At 61.6% G+C, this 14,218-nt stretch carries 13 protein-coding genes; 3 read left to right on the top strand and 10 right to left on the bottom strand.

Features of this window, described 5'->3' with window-relative positions:
• Position 1: 1 nt before the first annotated feature.
• The gene (locus V7650_RS11065) at positions 2-1,117 is read right to left on the bottom strand and encodes a hypothetical protein (protein WP_335656311.1); all 1,116 of its coding nucleotides are present in this window, start codon (positions 1,115-1,117) and stop codon (positions 2-4) included.
• On the bottom strand, positions 1,114-1,464 hold the full coding sequence (locus V7650_RS11060; protein WP_335656310.1) for a hypothetical protein: 351 nt from the start codon (positions 1,462-1,464) through the stop codon (positions 1,114-1,116). The genes V7650_RS11065 and V7650_RS11060 overlap by 4 nt, the downstream gene beginning before the upstream one ends.
• Before the next feature lie 177 nt (positions 1,465-1,641).
• Between V7650_RS11060 and uvrA the strand changes: the two genes are divergently transcribed.
• Positions 1,642-4,629 carry an excinuclease ABC subunit UvrA gene (gene uvrA / locus V7650_RS11055; protein ID WP_335656309.1) on the top strand — a complete coding sequence of 996 codons (2,988 nt, stop codon included), beginning with the start codon at positions 1,642-1,644 and terminating at the stop codon, positions 4,627-4,629.
• Positions 4,630-4,668: 39 nt separating this feature from the next.
• Here the strand turns inward: uvrA and V7650_RS11050 are convergent, their stop codons facing one another.
• The 3 genes from V7650_RS11050 to V7650_RS11040 form a co-directional block, all read right to left on the bottom strand.
• A complete protein-coding gene (locus tag V7650_RS11050; protein WP_335656308.1) occupies positions 4,669-5,040 on the bottom strand; it encodes a DUF4345 domain-containing protein in 372 nt (123 codons plus the stop codon).
• An 88-nt stretch (positions 5,041-5,128) separates the two neighbouring features.
• A complete protein-coding gene (locus tag V7650_RS11045) occupies positions 5,129-5,761 on the bottom strand; it encodes a hypothetical protein (RefSeq protein ID WP_335656307.1) in 633 nt (210 codons plus the stop codon).
• Positions 5,762-5,860: 99 nt separating this feature from the next.
• The gene (locus tag V7650_RS11040; protein WP_335656306.1) at positions 5,861-7,258 is read right to left on the bottom strand and encodes a cytochrome P450; all 1,398 of its coding nucleotides are present in this window, start codon (positions 7,256-7,258) and stop codon (positions 5,861-5,863) included.
• A 171-nt stretch (positions 7,259-7,429) separates the two neighbouring features.
• Here V7650_RS11040 and V7650_RS11035 point away from each other — a divergent pair, with 171 nt between their 5' ends.
• Positions 7,430-8,179 (top strand): hypothetical protein, encoded by a 750-nt coding sequence (locus V7650_RS11035; protein WP_335656305.1) that lies wholly within the window; start codon positions 7,430-7,432, stop codon positions 8,177-8,179.
• Positions 8,180-8,374: 195 nt separating this feature from the next.
• Positions 8,375-9,460, top strand: a complete 1,086-nt coding sequence (locus V7650_RS11030) for an acyl-CoA desaturase (protein WP_335656304.1) — start codon at positions 8,375-8,377, stop codon at positions 9,458-9,460.
• Between the two features lie 12 nt (positions 9,461-9,472).
• On the opposite strand, the gene gspM is transcribed toward V7650_RS11030, so the two are convergent.
• From gspM to V7650_RS11005, 5 genes are read right to left on the bottom strand one after another with little or no spacing between them, the layout of a single operon-like run.
• Positions 9,473-9,946, bottom strand: a complete 474-nt coding sequence (gspM, locus tag V7650_RS11025; RefSeq protein WP_335656303.1) for a type II secretion system protein GspM — start codon at positions 9,944-9,946, stop codon at positions 9,473-9,475.
• Positions 9,943-11,067, bottom strand: coding sequence for a hypothetical protein (locus V7650_RS11020; protein WP_335656302.1), 1,125 nt, complete (start codon positions 11,065-11,067; stop codon positions 9,943-9,945). Before V7650_RS11020 ends, gspM begins: the two co-directional genes overlap by 4 nt.
• A 12-nt stretch (positions 11,068-11,079) precedes the next feature.
• Entirely contained in the window at positions 11,080-11,559 is a 480-nt protein-coding gene (gspG, locus tag V7650_RS11015; protein ID WP_335656301.1) for a type II secretion system major pseudopilin GspG, read from the bottom strand.
• Between the two features lie 15 nt (positions 11,560-11,574).
• Complete coding sequence (gene gspF / locus V7650_RS11010) at positions 11,575-12,798, bottom strand: type II secretion system inner membrane protein GspF (RefSeq protein ID WP_335656300.1); 1,224 nt, start codon at positions 12,796-12,798, stop codon at positions 11,575-11,577.
• Entirely contained in the window at positions 12,791-14,215 is a 1,425-nt protein-coding gene (locus V7650_RS11005) for a GspE/PulE family protein (protein ID WP_335656494.1), read from the bottom strand. The genes gspF and V7650_RS11005 overlap by 8 nt, the downstream gene beginning before the upstream one ends.
• Positions 14,216-14,218: the final 3 nt, after the last annotated feature.

The raw sequence follows: 14,218 nt of genomic DNA, 5'->3' as shown, positions 1-14,218 counted from the left end.
GCTATTCGAAGCTAAAACTTGTCTTTATGAAAAAGGCGACCGTGACGTCTTCATCCTTGTCGCCCGGCTTGCTCGAATCCTTGGTATATCCGATCATTATGCCCGGCAATACCGGAGATTTCGAGCCCACTTTATAAAAGACAGGCAATTCCAGCCCGATATCGCCGGACAGCAAGTCGATGCTGGCTGTCGGCGCCACTCCAATTCCCTTGTCAACGTGGGACAGGAAAAAAAACCGTCTATACTCTGCGCGGGCAACCAGCGTTTCTTTTGAAGTTGGGGCTGAAGGGATGGCGCTTTTGCAGTCCGTGGTGGGATCTGCCACAACGGTTCGACATACAATCCCTTCTTCGGCTGCCTCATATGTGCTGCCATATTCAGCTTCCAGCTTCCACGCGCTAACCGTGTCGGAAGGATAATAGACGCCAGCGATCGCCAATGAATATGAGACTTTCGTGTCTTCCCTATCCGTAAATGCACCCGGGAGCGTGTAATCGAATTCCTTGACGCCAACCCCGCCCTTGAGGCTCACCGCGTAAAACGGATCGTAGACCGACGACGACAAATGCCGGTGCACCTCTGGGAGATGGTCTTGCACAAATACAGAGCTCGGCACGCGCGAATAGGCGTCACAGTCACTTTTCTTCTGCTCCTGACAGACTTTCATCGCTGCTGGCACATATGGGTCAAATCGCCGGTCAGACAGATCAGAAAGCGAGCTCGAATAGCTTTTCCACGTTAAACTGCCTGTAACAGAAGCTTGAGTGTCCAACACATCTAGCTTGGGATCCAGCAAGTCAGTAGTCCCTCCGATCGGCACATCTACCCCCAGCTTCCAGAAAAAGGCATCCTGCTTTTGGTCGCCACGGGTCATGTCTTGATTCGCTGTCAGAACCCCACCCATTGACGCACTGGCTTTTGCTTCCTTCTCCGATATATCTATCGAGGTCGAAAACCCTCTTGTGATTGTATCAAAACGATCACTTGGTGCGGGAGGCCCTTCCTCTACAGCATCCGAGCCGCGAAGCGTTTGAGCATTCGCAACTTGATTGGAGGAAATGATCGAAACGGCGATGACCAGAAATGATCCGGCGTGGAGAATGTCAGAGAATTTCATCCTTCTTCTCCATGCTCGATAAACCAGGTGTCACTATCCTGAGTGAATTGCGCGGGCACCTCGACGGTCATCGGCCAGACCGCTGTGGGTGGATAAGATATCGGTGGCTTTGTCACGACGGTTATGGACGCCTTGTTGCCCGATTCTATGACGTGCAGTCGCAAGCCATAGGTGCCTTCGGGCAATGAGGCTTCGCTCGCCAGAGTGAACTTGCCGCCTGTCTGAGATTTCAATTTTAAGCGGTGGGCGATCAAATCGCGTCGTTCGGCATTCCAGGTGAATAGATGTACAAACCATCCGACATGGCTTTCGCTTTTGGGCTCGACCAAAATTTCAACTCGTTGCATCAGCAGCCTCCATCGAATCCATACTGAAGCCAAACGGAAATGCTGTCCCGTGACCGCCATCACGCCCCGCCAAAAATCTCCCCCTTGAAAACGGAACAAACATTGAACATATAGCGCAGAACACCCTGTCCTTCTGGCCCGCTGGACTCTCTCCGGCATCTTCTGCAAAGCACCCGCATGAGTCTGACCCACATCAAAGTAAAAGGCGCCCGCGAGCATAATCTCAAGGGCGTCGATATCGAGCTCCCGCGCGAGAAGCTGATCGTGATCACCGGCCTGTCGGGCTCCGGCAAGTCCAGCCTCGCCTTCGACACCATCTATGCCGAGGGGCAGCGGCGCTATGTCGAGAGCCTGTCCGCCTATGCGCGGCAGTTTCTGGAGATGATGCAGAAGCCCGATGTCGAGCATATCGAGGGCCTGTCCCCCGCCATCTCGATCGAGCAGAAGACCACCAGCCGCAATCCGCGCTCGACCGTCGCCACCGTGACCGAGATCTACGACTATATGCGCCTGCTCTGGGCGCGTACCGGCATTCCCTATTCGCCCGCCACCGGTCTGCCGATCACCGCGCAAACCGTCTCGCAGATGGTCGACCGGGTGATGACCCTGCCGGAAAAGACCCGCTTCTTCCTGCTCGCGCCGGTGGTGCGTGGTCGCAAGGGCGAATATCGCAAGGAACTGCTCGAGTGGCAGAAGGCCGGCTTCACCCGCGTCCGCGTCGACGGCGAATTTTACGATATCGAGGACACGCCGAAGCTCGACAAGAAGCTCAAGCATGACATCGAGGTGGTCGTCGACCGGCTGGTGGTGCGCGACGGCATGGAGCAACGGCTCGCCGACAGTTTCGAGACCGCTCTGCGGCTCGCCGACGGGCTGGCTTTTGTCGATCTTGCTGATGGGACGGTTGAGGAGGCCTTGGCGGAAGCCAGTCGTGCTTCGACAGGCTCAGCACGAATGGAATCTGATGGCGTCGCCGAAGCACAAACACCGTTTGTGTCGAGCGAAACCGGTTCGGGCACCACGCAGGGAAAGATGAAAGGCACCGGCCTGCCCGACAACCGGATCGTCTTTTCCGAACGTTTCGCCTGCCCGGTAAGCGGCTTCACGATCGAGGAAATCGCCCCGCGCCTGTTCTCGTTCAACGCGCCGCAGGGCGCCTGCCCCTCCTGTGACGGGCTTGGCGAGAAGCTGCATTTCGACACCCAGCTGATCGTGCCCAACCCGGCGCTCAGCATCAAGAAGGGCGCGGTCGTGCCATGGGCGAAATCCAACCCGCCCTCGCCGTATTACATGCAGGTCCTGGGATCGCTGGCGCGGCATTTCGAATTTGATCTCGACACGCCGTGGGACGAGCTCAGCGAGCATCACCGGGATATCATCCTCAACGGCACCCAGGGCCTGCCGGTCACGCTGCGCTTCCAGGACGGGCGCAAGTCCTACGAGGTGAAGAAGCCGTTCGAGGGCGTCGTCGGCAATCTCAAGCGCCGGATGCTGCAGACCGAAAGCGCCTGGATGCAGGAAGAACTGGCCAAGTTCCAGGCCGCCGCGCCCTGCGAGACCTGTCACGGCGCCCGGCTCAAGCCGGAAGCGCTGGCGGTCAAGATCGCCGGCGAGGATATCAGTATCTCCACGCGGCGCAGCGTCGGCGACGCCCTGGTCTTCTTCGAGGGCCTCGGCGCGCAGCTCAACAAGACGCAGAGCCAGATTGCCGAACCGATTCTCAAGGAAATCATCGAGCGGCTCGGCTTTCTCAACAATGTCGGGCTCGACTATCTCAATCTCGACCGGACCAGCGGCACCCTGTCCGGCGGCGAGAGCCAGCGCATCCGCCTGGCCAGCCAGATCGGCTCCGGCCTTTCGGGCGTGCTCTATGTGCTCGACGAGCCCAGCATCGGCCTGCACCAGCGCGACAATGACCGGCTGCTGACCACGCTCAAGCGGCTGCGCGACCTCGGCAATACCGTGATCGTGGTCGAGCATGACGAGGACGCGATCCGCACCGCCGACTGGGTGGTCGACATGGGTCCGGGCGCCGGCGTCCACGGCGGCGAAGTCGTCGCCGAGGGCACGCTCAAGCAGATCCTGAAATCCAAGAAATCGCTCACCGCCGCCTATCTCAACGGCACGAGGGAAATCGAGGTGCCGACCGAACGGCGCAAGGGCAATGGCAAGAAGCTGACCGTGCACGGCGCGACGGCCAACAACCTTCAGAATGTCACCGCCTCGATCCCGCTTGGCACCTTCACCTGCGTCACCGGCCTGTCGGGTTCCGGCAAGTCGTCCTTCACCATCGATACGCTCTATGCCGCGGCGGCGCGCACGCTCAATGGCGCGCGGGTCATTGCCGGCAAGCATGACAAGATCACCGGCCTGCAATATTGCGACAAGGTCATCGACATCGACCAGTCGCCGATCGGCCGCACCCCGCGCTCCAACCCGGCGACCTACACCGGCGCCTTCACCAATATCCGCGACTGGTTCGCCGGCCTGCCCGAGGCCAAGGCGCGCGGCTACAAGCCCGGCCGGTTCAGCTTCAACGTCAAGGGCGGCCGCTGCGAGGTCTGCAAGGGCGACGGGCTGATCAAGATCGAGATGCACTTCCTGCCCGACGTCTATGTCACCTGCGAGGAATGCGGCGGCAAGCGCTACAACCGCGAGACGCTGGAAGTGAAGTTCAAGGGCAAGTCGATCGCCGATGTGCTCGACATGACTGTCGAGGATGCGGTCAGCTTCTTCAAGGCGGTGCCACCGATCCGAGACCGGATGGCGATGCTCTATGAAGTCGGTCTCGGCTATGTGAAGGTCGGCCAGCAGGCGACGACGCTGTCCGGCGGCGAGGCGCAGCGGGTCAAGCTGGCCAAGGAGCTGTCCAAGCGCTCCACCGGGCAGACGCTCTATATTCTCGACGAGCCGACCACCGGCCTGCATTTCGAGGATGTCCGCAAGCTGCTGCAGGTGCTTCACCGGCTGGTCGAGCAGGGCAACAGCGTCGTGGTGATCGAGCATAATCTCGACGTCATCAAGACCGCCGACCATATTCTCGACCTCGGTCCCGAAGGCGGTGTCCGCGGCGGCGAGATTGTCGCACAGGGCACGCCGGAAGAGGTCGCCAAGGTCAAGGCGAGCTATACCGGCGGCTATCTCAAGGACATGCTGGCCAAGTGAGCCACGGGGGACGGTCCAGCCGTTCCCCCGACATTCCGCCTAGCGGCGCAAGACCCGCGCCTGCCAGAGCAGCAGCAGCGGCGACAATATTTCCACGAACATGGCGGCAAACTGCTCGGTCGGCGGAACGCCAACCGTCAGATAGGACACCGCCCGGGCACAGCCCCCGATGAAGAAGAACAGCATCGCGAAGCGGAACAGCATGGCCCGCTTGCGGATTTCGCCAGTGCTGTAGAAGATCATCAGAGCGACCCCGATATAGACACCGGAGAGATAGCGATACTGGTTGTCCATGGCCGCGGTAAATGGGTCGCCGCCCATATGTTCCGCCGCCCCGAACAGCAGGCCGTTGACCCCGAACCAGAGCGGGATGAATCCGATCAGAAAGGAAAGGATGCGGAATGCGGCCATATGATAGTCTCCTCTGGATGTACGGGTCGTCCGCTGGTCCGGGCGTTTCGTTGAGCGAATGTCGGTCGATAGGGGAAATGGATGGTGGCTATGCTCCCAGGGCCGCCTGCAACTGCTTGAGCCCCTCGGCCTCCTCGGCCGTCAACGGCTGGGCTTCGCAGCGCGGATCGGTTTTCTGCAGTGCGCGGATCATCACGTCGTTGATCGGAATCGGATCGCAGCCGTGGTCGGTCTTGCAGATCAGGTCGAACTGCGGCGCCGCCTTGACGTGGCAATCCTGACAGCTGTTGCCGAAGCGGTTCTTCACCTCGTCGGCACCGCGCACCCGGATTTTCGTTCCCGCGGCGGAAATGTCCAGGTCAAAATATTCCCAGTCCCTGGTGACCAGATTGAAACCGGCCTCGCGCTTGACCATCACCTCGGTCGGGACCAGCTGCACCACCGAACCCACCGGATAGACGCCGCCTTCCTCCGCGCTGGCCACCGCAACCGTTGCCGCCAGATCGCCGTTGAGATTGCCGACAAAGAAACGGTCGACCGGCGTCAGGTCGCTGATACAGCCGAAGCTCGCATCGGTGATGGATTCGGTCGGCAGGGCTTTCGCCGGTGGGGGCTCGGGTTCGCTGCTGCACCCTTGCATTGCGGTTGCGGTGATCCACAGCATCGCAACAAGCCGAGCCGGTCGCAAGAATGATGTCCGTCCCGATTGATTCCGCGCCATGTTCATCCCCCGATCCATCTGAAGAGTGCCATGGGCGACTGCAGCTGTCAATTTGTTGCGCTGGCCACCGGCGCGAAACCAGCCGGCAGCCGCAAACACTCAGAGGCGTTCCAGCCGGACCGGCAATCCGTCCCGCGGCTGGGGAATCGGAAAAACCTGCCACTTCGGCTCGTAATCGGCGCCACCTTGCAGGACGATCCGGTTCTGGGTGAGCATGGCGTGCATCAGGATCTTGATCTGCATATAGGCGAAATGCAGCCCGAGACACATGTGCGCACCGCCGCCAAAAGGCACCCATGCATATTTGTGCCGGCCAGCGGAATTCTCCGGCGTGAACCGCAGTGGATCGAACTTTTCCGGTTCCGGCCAGTGCTTCTCCATCTTGTGCACGAATTGCGGGCTGATGCCGATATTGGTGCCCGCCGGGATGGTATAGTTGCGGAACGTGAAGTCCTTCAGCGCCCGGCGCGGAATGCTCGGCACCGGCGGAATCAGTCGCAACGCTTCCTTGAACGCCATTTCGGTCAGTTCGAGCTTGCCGAGCTGTTCGATGGTGAGGACGGTTCCGGCTGGCGCCACCGCCAGGCATTCCTCGCGCAACCGGTCCTGCCATTCCGGATGCTTGGCCAGCAGATAGGTCATGCTGGTCGCCGAGGAGGTTATCGTGTCATGCGCCGCCATCATCAGAAAGTTCATGTGGTCGACCACTTCGTCCTCGGTCAGCAGCTCGCCATTTTCGTGGGTCGCCAGACAGATCTGGGTGAAGATATCCTCGCCGCCCCGGGCCCGTCGCTCCTTCACCTGCGGCGTGAAATATTCGAGCAGATATTCCCGCGCCTTGACGCCCTTCCACATCTTGGTGAACGGAATCGGCTTGCGCACGACGCCGATCGAAGCTTGCACCTCGTCGACAAAGGCCTTGTTGATCTTGTCCGCTTCCGGCCCCCAAGGGATGCCCAGAATGGCGCTGGCGGCGGTATCGAGCGACAGCGACTTGATCGCCGGATAGAATTGGAATTCCGTCCCGCCCCAGTCGCCGACCCGGTCGAGAATGCCCTCGCCCAGTACCGCGCAATGGTGCTTCATCGGCCCCGGCTTGAAGGCGACCGACAGCGCCTTGCGGTCGGCGCGGTGCCGCTCGAAGTCCATCAGCATCAGTCCGCGGGGGAACAGGTTGTTGAGCACCGGTCCCCAGCCCTGCTCGCTGGAAAATATCTTGTCCTTGTTGAACATGACCAGCTCGGTTGCATCGGCACCCAGCAACATCACGTTCTGCTTGCCAAAGCTGAAGGTGCGGTACACCGAGCCATAGCGATCAAACATGAATTTGCCGAAGCCGATCGGGTCCTTGATGACCTTCAGGGTTGTCCCGAGGATCGGCAGTCCCTGTTCTCCTGGGATGTGGGCAAGCTGTTCCTCGCTCGGGGGAGTAACCCAATGCGGATTGGCACTTTCCTGATAGGGATAACCGTGCGGATCTGCTGCAATAGTGGCCAACGAAAATCTCCTGGGCTGGGATGGACCGCCATCTTAGCTACTTTCATGAATGTCAGCAAGACACTCTATTCATAGGCTATTCAATCGCTTGGCCGTATACAGGGTGTTGAAAAAAGAGGATTGGCGACTCGGCCAGACTGACGGTCCCGGGTCGATACTGAGGAAACGACCATGACAAGATTTGCTATACCCCGACTGCTCAAGACATCATTGGCGGCCAGCACCCTGCTTGCTCTCGGCGGCTGCATGTATGGCAGCGGCGGCGGCTATTACGGGGATGGCTATGTCAACAACAGCGGTTATGACTGCGATCCCTATGCCCCGTTCAACGATTATTATGCCTGCGACTATGGCTACGGCTTTGCCAATATTGGCTACGGTGGCGGCTGGTACGACCAATATTATTATCCCGGCTATGGCACCTACGTGTTCGACCGCGGTGGCAAGCGCCACGGCATGCGTGATCATCACCGGCGCTACTGGGCGAAACAGCGCGCCGAATATGGCGGCCATCACCGCCGGGGGCGCCAGTGGGATCGCGACCGGCGAGGTCGCGGTGACGGCTGGCGCGGCGATCGGCGAGGAGAGCGCGGGGAAGACCGGGCTGACCGGCGCGAACGTTGGGATGGCGCACGCGATCAGCGGCGTGGCGACTATCGCGGCAATCCGCGGTCGCGAGGTGATCTGGGGACGCGACCCGGAACAAGGGAGCGGCGACCGGATCGCGCTGCACCAGGCCGGACACGGGGTGACCGGGCGGCTCGTCCCGAGCGGCGCCCTTCGGCTGTCGCCAATCCTGCCCAAGCGCGGCTGCAGCCTGCGGCCCGCCCAGCCCCTGTATCACGGCCGGTGAGGTCCGAAGGCCCGCGCGTTTCGCCACGGACAAACAGGGCTGATCGACAACACGTCCGGGATGACTGATCCGGACGGATTTTCCCCCTGCCGGATCGCCGCATCGCCTTTTTTCCGTTTCGGCCACGCTGTGTTCGCTGTGGGTAGCTAGAGGCCAGCGGTCGATTTTGCTGGGTGATGCGGGCGTAAAGGTTAAGACAATTGTAATCATCGCAAATAGCCTATATCCTAGGCTTCCTTCTCCTGTGTCGAGGAACCGTGTCGATGGCCACAGCATTTAGCGATATCCAGCCCGACGAATATATACCGTCGGAACAGCATCCGCAGCATGGCGTCATCATTGGCGGACCGGCTGCGCGGGCGAAGCGGATCGAATATGGCATATTGCTTTCGACGATGGTGCTGGGCTCGCTCGGTGCGCTCTATTGGACGCTGACCCACTCCACCGGCTGGGTCGAATGGTCGGCCTTTCTGTTCGGCTTTGCGTTGATCAACATGGGCGTCGGCATCGGCTATCATCGCTATTTCACCCACCGCGCCTTTGAAGCGGGCCCGAAGATGCGCCTCGCCATCGGCATCATGGCGCAAATGGCCTGCCAGGCGTCGGTTCTCAAATGGGCGGCGGATCATCGCCGACATCATGCCTTTTCCGACGACGTGGGCGACGTGCACAGCCCCTATGTCGACGGCCATGGCAAGAAAATGGGCAAGCTCAAGGGTCTCGGTATTGCCCATTTCGGCTGGCTGTTCGACAATACGACGTCGGACATGAACGTCTATGGCAAAGGCCTGATCGACGATCCGCAGGTGCTCTGGTGCCACAAGCATCGCTGGTCGATCGCGATCTTCTCCAGCATCATCCTGCCGGCGCTCTGGGCGCTCGCCTTCGGCGGACCGGAATATATCATCGGCACCATCCTGATTGGCGGCTTCTTCCGCAATTTCTTCTTCCTGAATTTCGTCATGGGCGTGAACAGCATCGGCCATGTCTTCGGCTCGCAGCGCTTCCAGACCAAGGACGGCTCACGCAACAACTGGTTCATGGCGTGGATGACCTTCGGTGACGGCTGGCACAACAACCATCACCAGCACCCGCGCGCCGCCTCCTCGCAGGTCGCCTGGTGGGAATTCGACCTCAACGGCCAGATCATCTACCTTTGGGAAAAAATGGGCCTGGTCTGGAACGTCCAGCGGGCCCCCGCCTATATTCGCAACGAAAGGGGCGAATGGGTCCAGAAGGATGCGAAAATCGCGACTATCGCCCCCGCAGAACCGGAAGTCATGTCAGCCGATGACGGCGGCGTGATGTTTCCCGCCCGCAGCCCGCGGCAGGTCGAACCCGTCAAGTAACCGGACCGGTTGTCAGTTTGAACGCAGGGTCAGGGTCGCCGACAGCGTCCCGCTGGCGGTCGGATTGACACTCAGCGATTCCACCGCGATGCCCTGCTGCTCGATCCGGGCCAGCCAGCCGAACAGGGCGGTAGGCTTGGCCGATTCGATCACCATGTTGACCCGCTTGTCGGACTGCGGCGTGACCGAGGCCACCGCGATCCCCGTCTCACCGGCGCTCTGACCCACGAAGGCGTCAATCGCGCCGCCAAATCTTGTCGCGCCAGCCGCCGCAGGCTGCCGGAGCGCCGTCACCTTGGTTTCGATTCGCGCTTGCCGTTCAACCGCATCGACATAGCGTTGTTCGGCACCGGTCATCGCGCCGGCGACCGGACGGACGATTCCGTAATAGCCGACCAGGCCGGCCAGCAGCAGAGCCGCGACAGTGACCATGATTCTCTCTCTCTGGCTGAGACCGGTGAACCAGCTTCTGGCGTTGTCAATCATGGTGCCCTCACCGTTATATCCGCTTGCGCCGACCCTGTGGCATCGGTCCGCGGCATGGCCGTGATGATGAAACCCGCCTGCTGGATCGCCACCAGGGCGGGATTGATATCCTCGTTGCGGATCGCCGCCAGGGTCGCGGAGACAATACCGTTTTCACCGTAGGACATCCGGCTGATGGTCACGCCCGGAACCTGCTGGACTGCCGAATAGAGCGCCGAGGCCGGAACCGGGAACATGATGTTGCCGCGATTTTCTGCGATCAGGCGCTGATCAAGCGCGCGTTCGGCAGCGACGGGATCTTCCTGCGCGCCGACCACTGTCGCCGCGCTGGCCAAGGCACCCTCGTCCGCCGCATTGGCAGCGCTGTGATATTTGGCAAGCTGGACCAGCGGAACCGCCAGCGACACGAGCACCAGCGCAACCGCCATCCAGCCAAGCCGCCGCTTTTGCGGTGCGCTGATCGTCCGCTGGGTCCGTTTCGCGAACGGCCCGTTTCGAAAGTTGAGGGTGCGCCGTTCCCAGCACCCGACCATCATGGCATCAAAGTCATCGCCGGTGATCGGACTTATGGCCCGGTCGGCCAGCAGGATTTCCAGCAGCACGGGGTCATGGATCGCGATAAGATTGTCGGCGCGCGCCACCTGGTCAAATCCGAAATCTGCAGAGACGGCTTCCTCGCCGTCAGCCGGAAGCAGCCAGCCCGTCGGCATGATCGCGTCCGGATCGATTCCCAGCGCCTGCAACCGGGTCAGGCCGCGGCTCAATATGTCCCGTCCGATCACTGCCGTGACCACGCCGCTTTCGGCCGTCATGGCCGACGCTAAATGGATATTGTCGCTTTCGAGGCTGCGGGCCCTTGCGGTGATGGTTGCCGCGGCCAGGGCCTGGCTGTCGGTGACCTCGCTGATCGCCTCGTGCGCCATGATGCTGGTCAGGTGCGACGGAACAAGCGCGGCAAACAGGATATCCGTCTGGCCATCCTCCGGTCCATAGACCTGCGAGGCTGCCAGCGGATCCGGATCGCATCCCCACGCCTGCACCGCCCCGTCGGCGACGTGCCACCAGTAGAGTGCTTCCTCGTCCGCAGACGGGAAGGCTGTGACGAGAAGATTGCGGGTCACGCGCTGCCGTTCTTATTCGGCGTAGATATCGGCATTGTCATCCTCGCCGCCCGGCGCGCCGTCCGCACCCAGCGAATAGAGATCAAAGCCGGGGCCCTGACGCCCGGGATTGTCATATTGATACGGCCGGCCCCAGGGATCGTCCGGCAGTTTCTTGATATAGCCGCCTTGGCGGTAGCGCGCGGTCGTGGCCAGCGACGGCGGCGGCGCAATCAGCGCCTGCAATCCGTCGGAGGATGTCGGGTAGCCGAGATTGTCTAGCCGGTACATTTCCAGCGCCTGGCCGAGCGTCGCGATATCCGCGCGTGCCTTTTCAACCATTGCCCGGTCCTGGCTGGGAAGCACGTTGATCACCACGATCGTGGTCAGCAATCCAAGGATGAAGATCACCACCATCAGCTCGACCAGGGTAAAGCCGTTGCGCTTTTTCTTCGGGGTCTTTTTCGCAGCCACGGGCTGCTCGGGTGTGTCCAGATCTGTCGTCATCATCATTCCTTTTTTCCGGTTCTAAAGCCCGGCAAGATTCTGCAGTTGCAGGATCGGTAACAAGATTGCCAATATCACCAGCGCGACCAGCCCGCCAAGGGCCACGATGATCAGCGGTTCGAGCAGCGACAGCGCCGTGGAACTGAAATTGTCAAATTCCCGCTCCAGATAGCCAGCCGCCCGCGCCAGCATGTCATCCAGCTGGCCCGATGCTTCCCCGCTGGAGGTCATATAGACCAGCATCGGCGGAAAGACCCCTGTATTTTTGAGCGCCGTCGAAAGGCTGCCGCCGCCGCGAATCGCCTCGACCATGTCTTCCGAGGCCTTGCGCAGCACGCTGTTGTGGATCGTGTTGGTGGTCAGGCGCAATCCCTCGATAATCGGCAGCCGGCTGGCCACCATCGTCGACAGGGTGCGGGCTAGGCGCGCCGCGTGCAGATCGCGCAGCAAGCGGCCGACGAACGGTAGCCGCAGCAGAAACGCATCGAAGCGATATTTGATCTGCGGCTCCTTCAGGGCGCGCCAGCCGATCAGCAGCAGCACCCCGATCATGATCGCAATCGCCCACCACCAGTCGGCGAGAAAGCCGGAAATGCCGATCACGATTCGCGTCACCAGCGGCAGCTGCTGGTTCACGTCGTCGAACTGCTCGACCACCTTCGGCACCACCGCGATCATCAGCAGTGCCACGACGATGATTGAGACCAAGGCCAGCACCGCCGGATAGGCCAGCGTGCCGATCAGCTTGCCGCGCAGCTCCGCCTGCCGCTCGAGCAGGTCAGCCAGCCGTTCGGTGATGTCGGGCAAGGTGCCGGAGCTTTCGCCTGCGGCGATCATCGCCCGGTAGAGCGGCGGAAAGCTCTTCGGCTCGCGCCGCATCGCCTCGGACAGGCGCTGGCCCTCGATCACGCCGCCGTGAACCGTCGCGATCCGCTGCTGCACATGCGGCTTTTCATTCTGGTTGCCGATCAGCCGCAGCGCTTCCTCGAGCGGACTGACCTGGGCCAGCGAGGACAATTGCCGGGTGAACAGGGTCAATTCCTTCGACGACAGCTTTCTGGGGCCGAACAATCCGGCAGACCCCTTGCCCGGCTTGCGCGGCTTGCCCTGCGCCGCCTCCATGCGGACGACATAGAAGCTCCGCTCGGTCAGCTTGGCCCGCGCCGCATCGTCGCTGGCGGCGGTCAGCCGTCCGGTTTTTTCCCGCCCCTTCGGGTCGATCGCGGTATAGGCATAGTCAGGCATCGACCGCTTCGCTTTCCCGGCGGGATATCCGGATCGCTTCCTCTGGCGTGGTCAGGCCTTCGCGGACAAGCGCTCTCGCGGCGACGCCAAGATGCGGCTGATTCCGGAAGGCGTGCGCGGTAATCGCAGCCTCGTCGCCGCCATCATTAATCAGCTTCCTGAGCGTGTCGTCGATGCGGATTGCCTCGAACACGCCGATCCGGCCCTGGAACCCGGTCTGGGCGCAATGTTCGCAGCCGGTCTCGCGGTAGACCACCGTGCCATTGTCAAAGCCGAGCAGCGAGGCAAGGCTGCCGTCCGCCTGGATCGGGGTGCGGCAATGCTCGCAGAGTTTTCTGACCAGCCGCTGGGCGATCACCGCGCGCAATGTCGAGGCGAGCAGGAACGGCTCCACCTTCATGTCGCGCATACGGGTGATCGCGCCGACCGCATCATTGGTGTGCACGGTCGACAGCACCAGATGGCCGGTCAGGCTCGCCTGCACCGCGATCTCGGCCGTCTCTCTATCTCTTATCTCGCCGATCATCACCACGTCCGGATCCTGTCTCAGGATTGCTCTCAGCCCGGCGGCAAAGGTCAGGCCGACCTTGGCGTTGACCTGGGTCTGGCCGATGCCTTCAATGGCATATTCGACCGGGTCCTCGACCGTCAGGATATTGCGGCTGCCGTCGTTGAGCTGTTTCAGCCCGGCATAGAGTGTGGTGGTCTTGCCCGAGCCGGTTGGCCCGGTGACCAGGATGATGCCATTGGGCTCGGAGAGCGCATCGGTGAGAATGGCGTGGGTGCTCGCCGACATGCCGAGCAGGTCGAGCGAGATGCCGGCGCTTTCCTTGTCGAGAATGCGCATCACCACCCGCTCGCTCGCCCGGTTGGGCAAGGTGGACACACGCACATCGAGCAATTTCCCGCCCAGCGTCAGGCTGATCCGGCCGTCCTGCGGGATCCGCCGCTCGGCAATGTCGAGCCGCGCCATCACCTTGATCCGGTTGACGATCACGCCTGCGACATGCGGCGGCATCCTGAGCTTCTCGGTGAGCACGCCGTCGACCCGCATGCGCACGACAAGGCCGGTCTCATAGGGCTCGATATGGATGTCCGACGCGCCCTGTCTGGCCGCCTCGGCGATGATCCCGTTGATCAGGCGGATGGTCGGCGCATCATCGGCGCTGTCGAGCAGGTCCTCGGCGCTCGGAATGTCGCCGGCGATCTCGTCCAGTCCCTCGCCGGCCAGCGCCATGTCGCCGGCCATCGCCGCGGCCGAGCCGTCCATCGCATAATGCTCGCTCAGCAGCTTCGCGAACGCCGGCTCGTCGACCAGCTCGACATCGAACGGCAGCGCCAGATAGCGGCGCACCTCGAGCAGCGCCGTCGGGTCGGCACCGGCGCGCATCGCGATCGCAGCCCGCTCCCCGTCCATCGC

Origin of the sequence: Parasphingorhabdus sp. (assembly GCF_036964565.1) — a bacterium.
Lineage (GTDB): Bacteria > Pseudomonadota > Alphaproteobacteria > Sphingomonadales > Sphingomonadaceae > Parasphingorhabdus.
The sequence above is the reverse complement of the archived record's forward strand: the minus strand, read 5'-3'. Positions and strand labels throughout refer to the sequence as shown.

Bases quoted from the DNA above. Each gene is read 5' to 3' on its own strand.
- V7650_RS11065 (WP_335656311.1), bottom strand. From the start codon at position 1,117: ATGAAATTCTCTGACATTCTCCACGCCGGATCATTTCTGGTCATCGCC.
- V7650_RS11060 (WP_335656310.1), bottom strand. From the start codon at position 1,464: ATGCAACGAGTTGAAATTTTGGTCGAGCCCAAAAGCGAAAGCCATGTC.
- uvrA (WP_335656309.1), top strand. From the start codon at position 1,642: ATGAGTCTGACCCACATCAAAGTAAAAGGCGCCCGCGAGCATAATCTC.
- V7650_RS11050 (WP_335656308.1), bottom strand. From the start codon at position 5,040: ATGGCCGCATTCCGCATCCTTTCCTTTCTGATCGGATTCATCCCGCTC.
- V7650_RS11045 (WP_335656307.1), bottom strand. From the start codon at position 5,761: ATGGCGCGGAATCAATCGGGACGGACATCATTCTTGCGACCGGCTCGG.
- V7650_RS11035 (WP_335656305.1), top strand. From the start codon at position 7,430: ATGACAAGATTTGCTATACCCCGACTGCTCAAGACATCATTGGCGGCC.
- V7650_RS11030 (WP_335656304.1), top strand. From the start codon at position 8,375: ATGGCCACAGCATTTAGCGATATCCAGCCCGACGAATATATACCGTCG.
- gspM (WP_335656303.1), bottom strand. From the start codon at position 9,946: ATGATTGACAACGCCAGAAGCTGGTTCACCGGTCTCAGCCAGAGAGAG.
- gspG (WP_335656301.1), bottom strand. From the start codon at position 11,559: ATGATGATGACGACAGATCTGGACACACCCGAGCAGCCCGTGGCTGCG.
- gspF (WP_335656300.1), bottom strand. From the start codon at position 12,798: ATGCCTGACTATGCCTATACCGCGATCGACCCGAAGGGGCGGGAAAAA.
- V7650_RS11005 (WP_335656494.1), bottom strand. From the start codon at position 14,215: ATGGACGGGGAGCGGGCTGCGATCGCGATGCGCGCCGGTGCCGACCCG.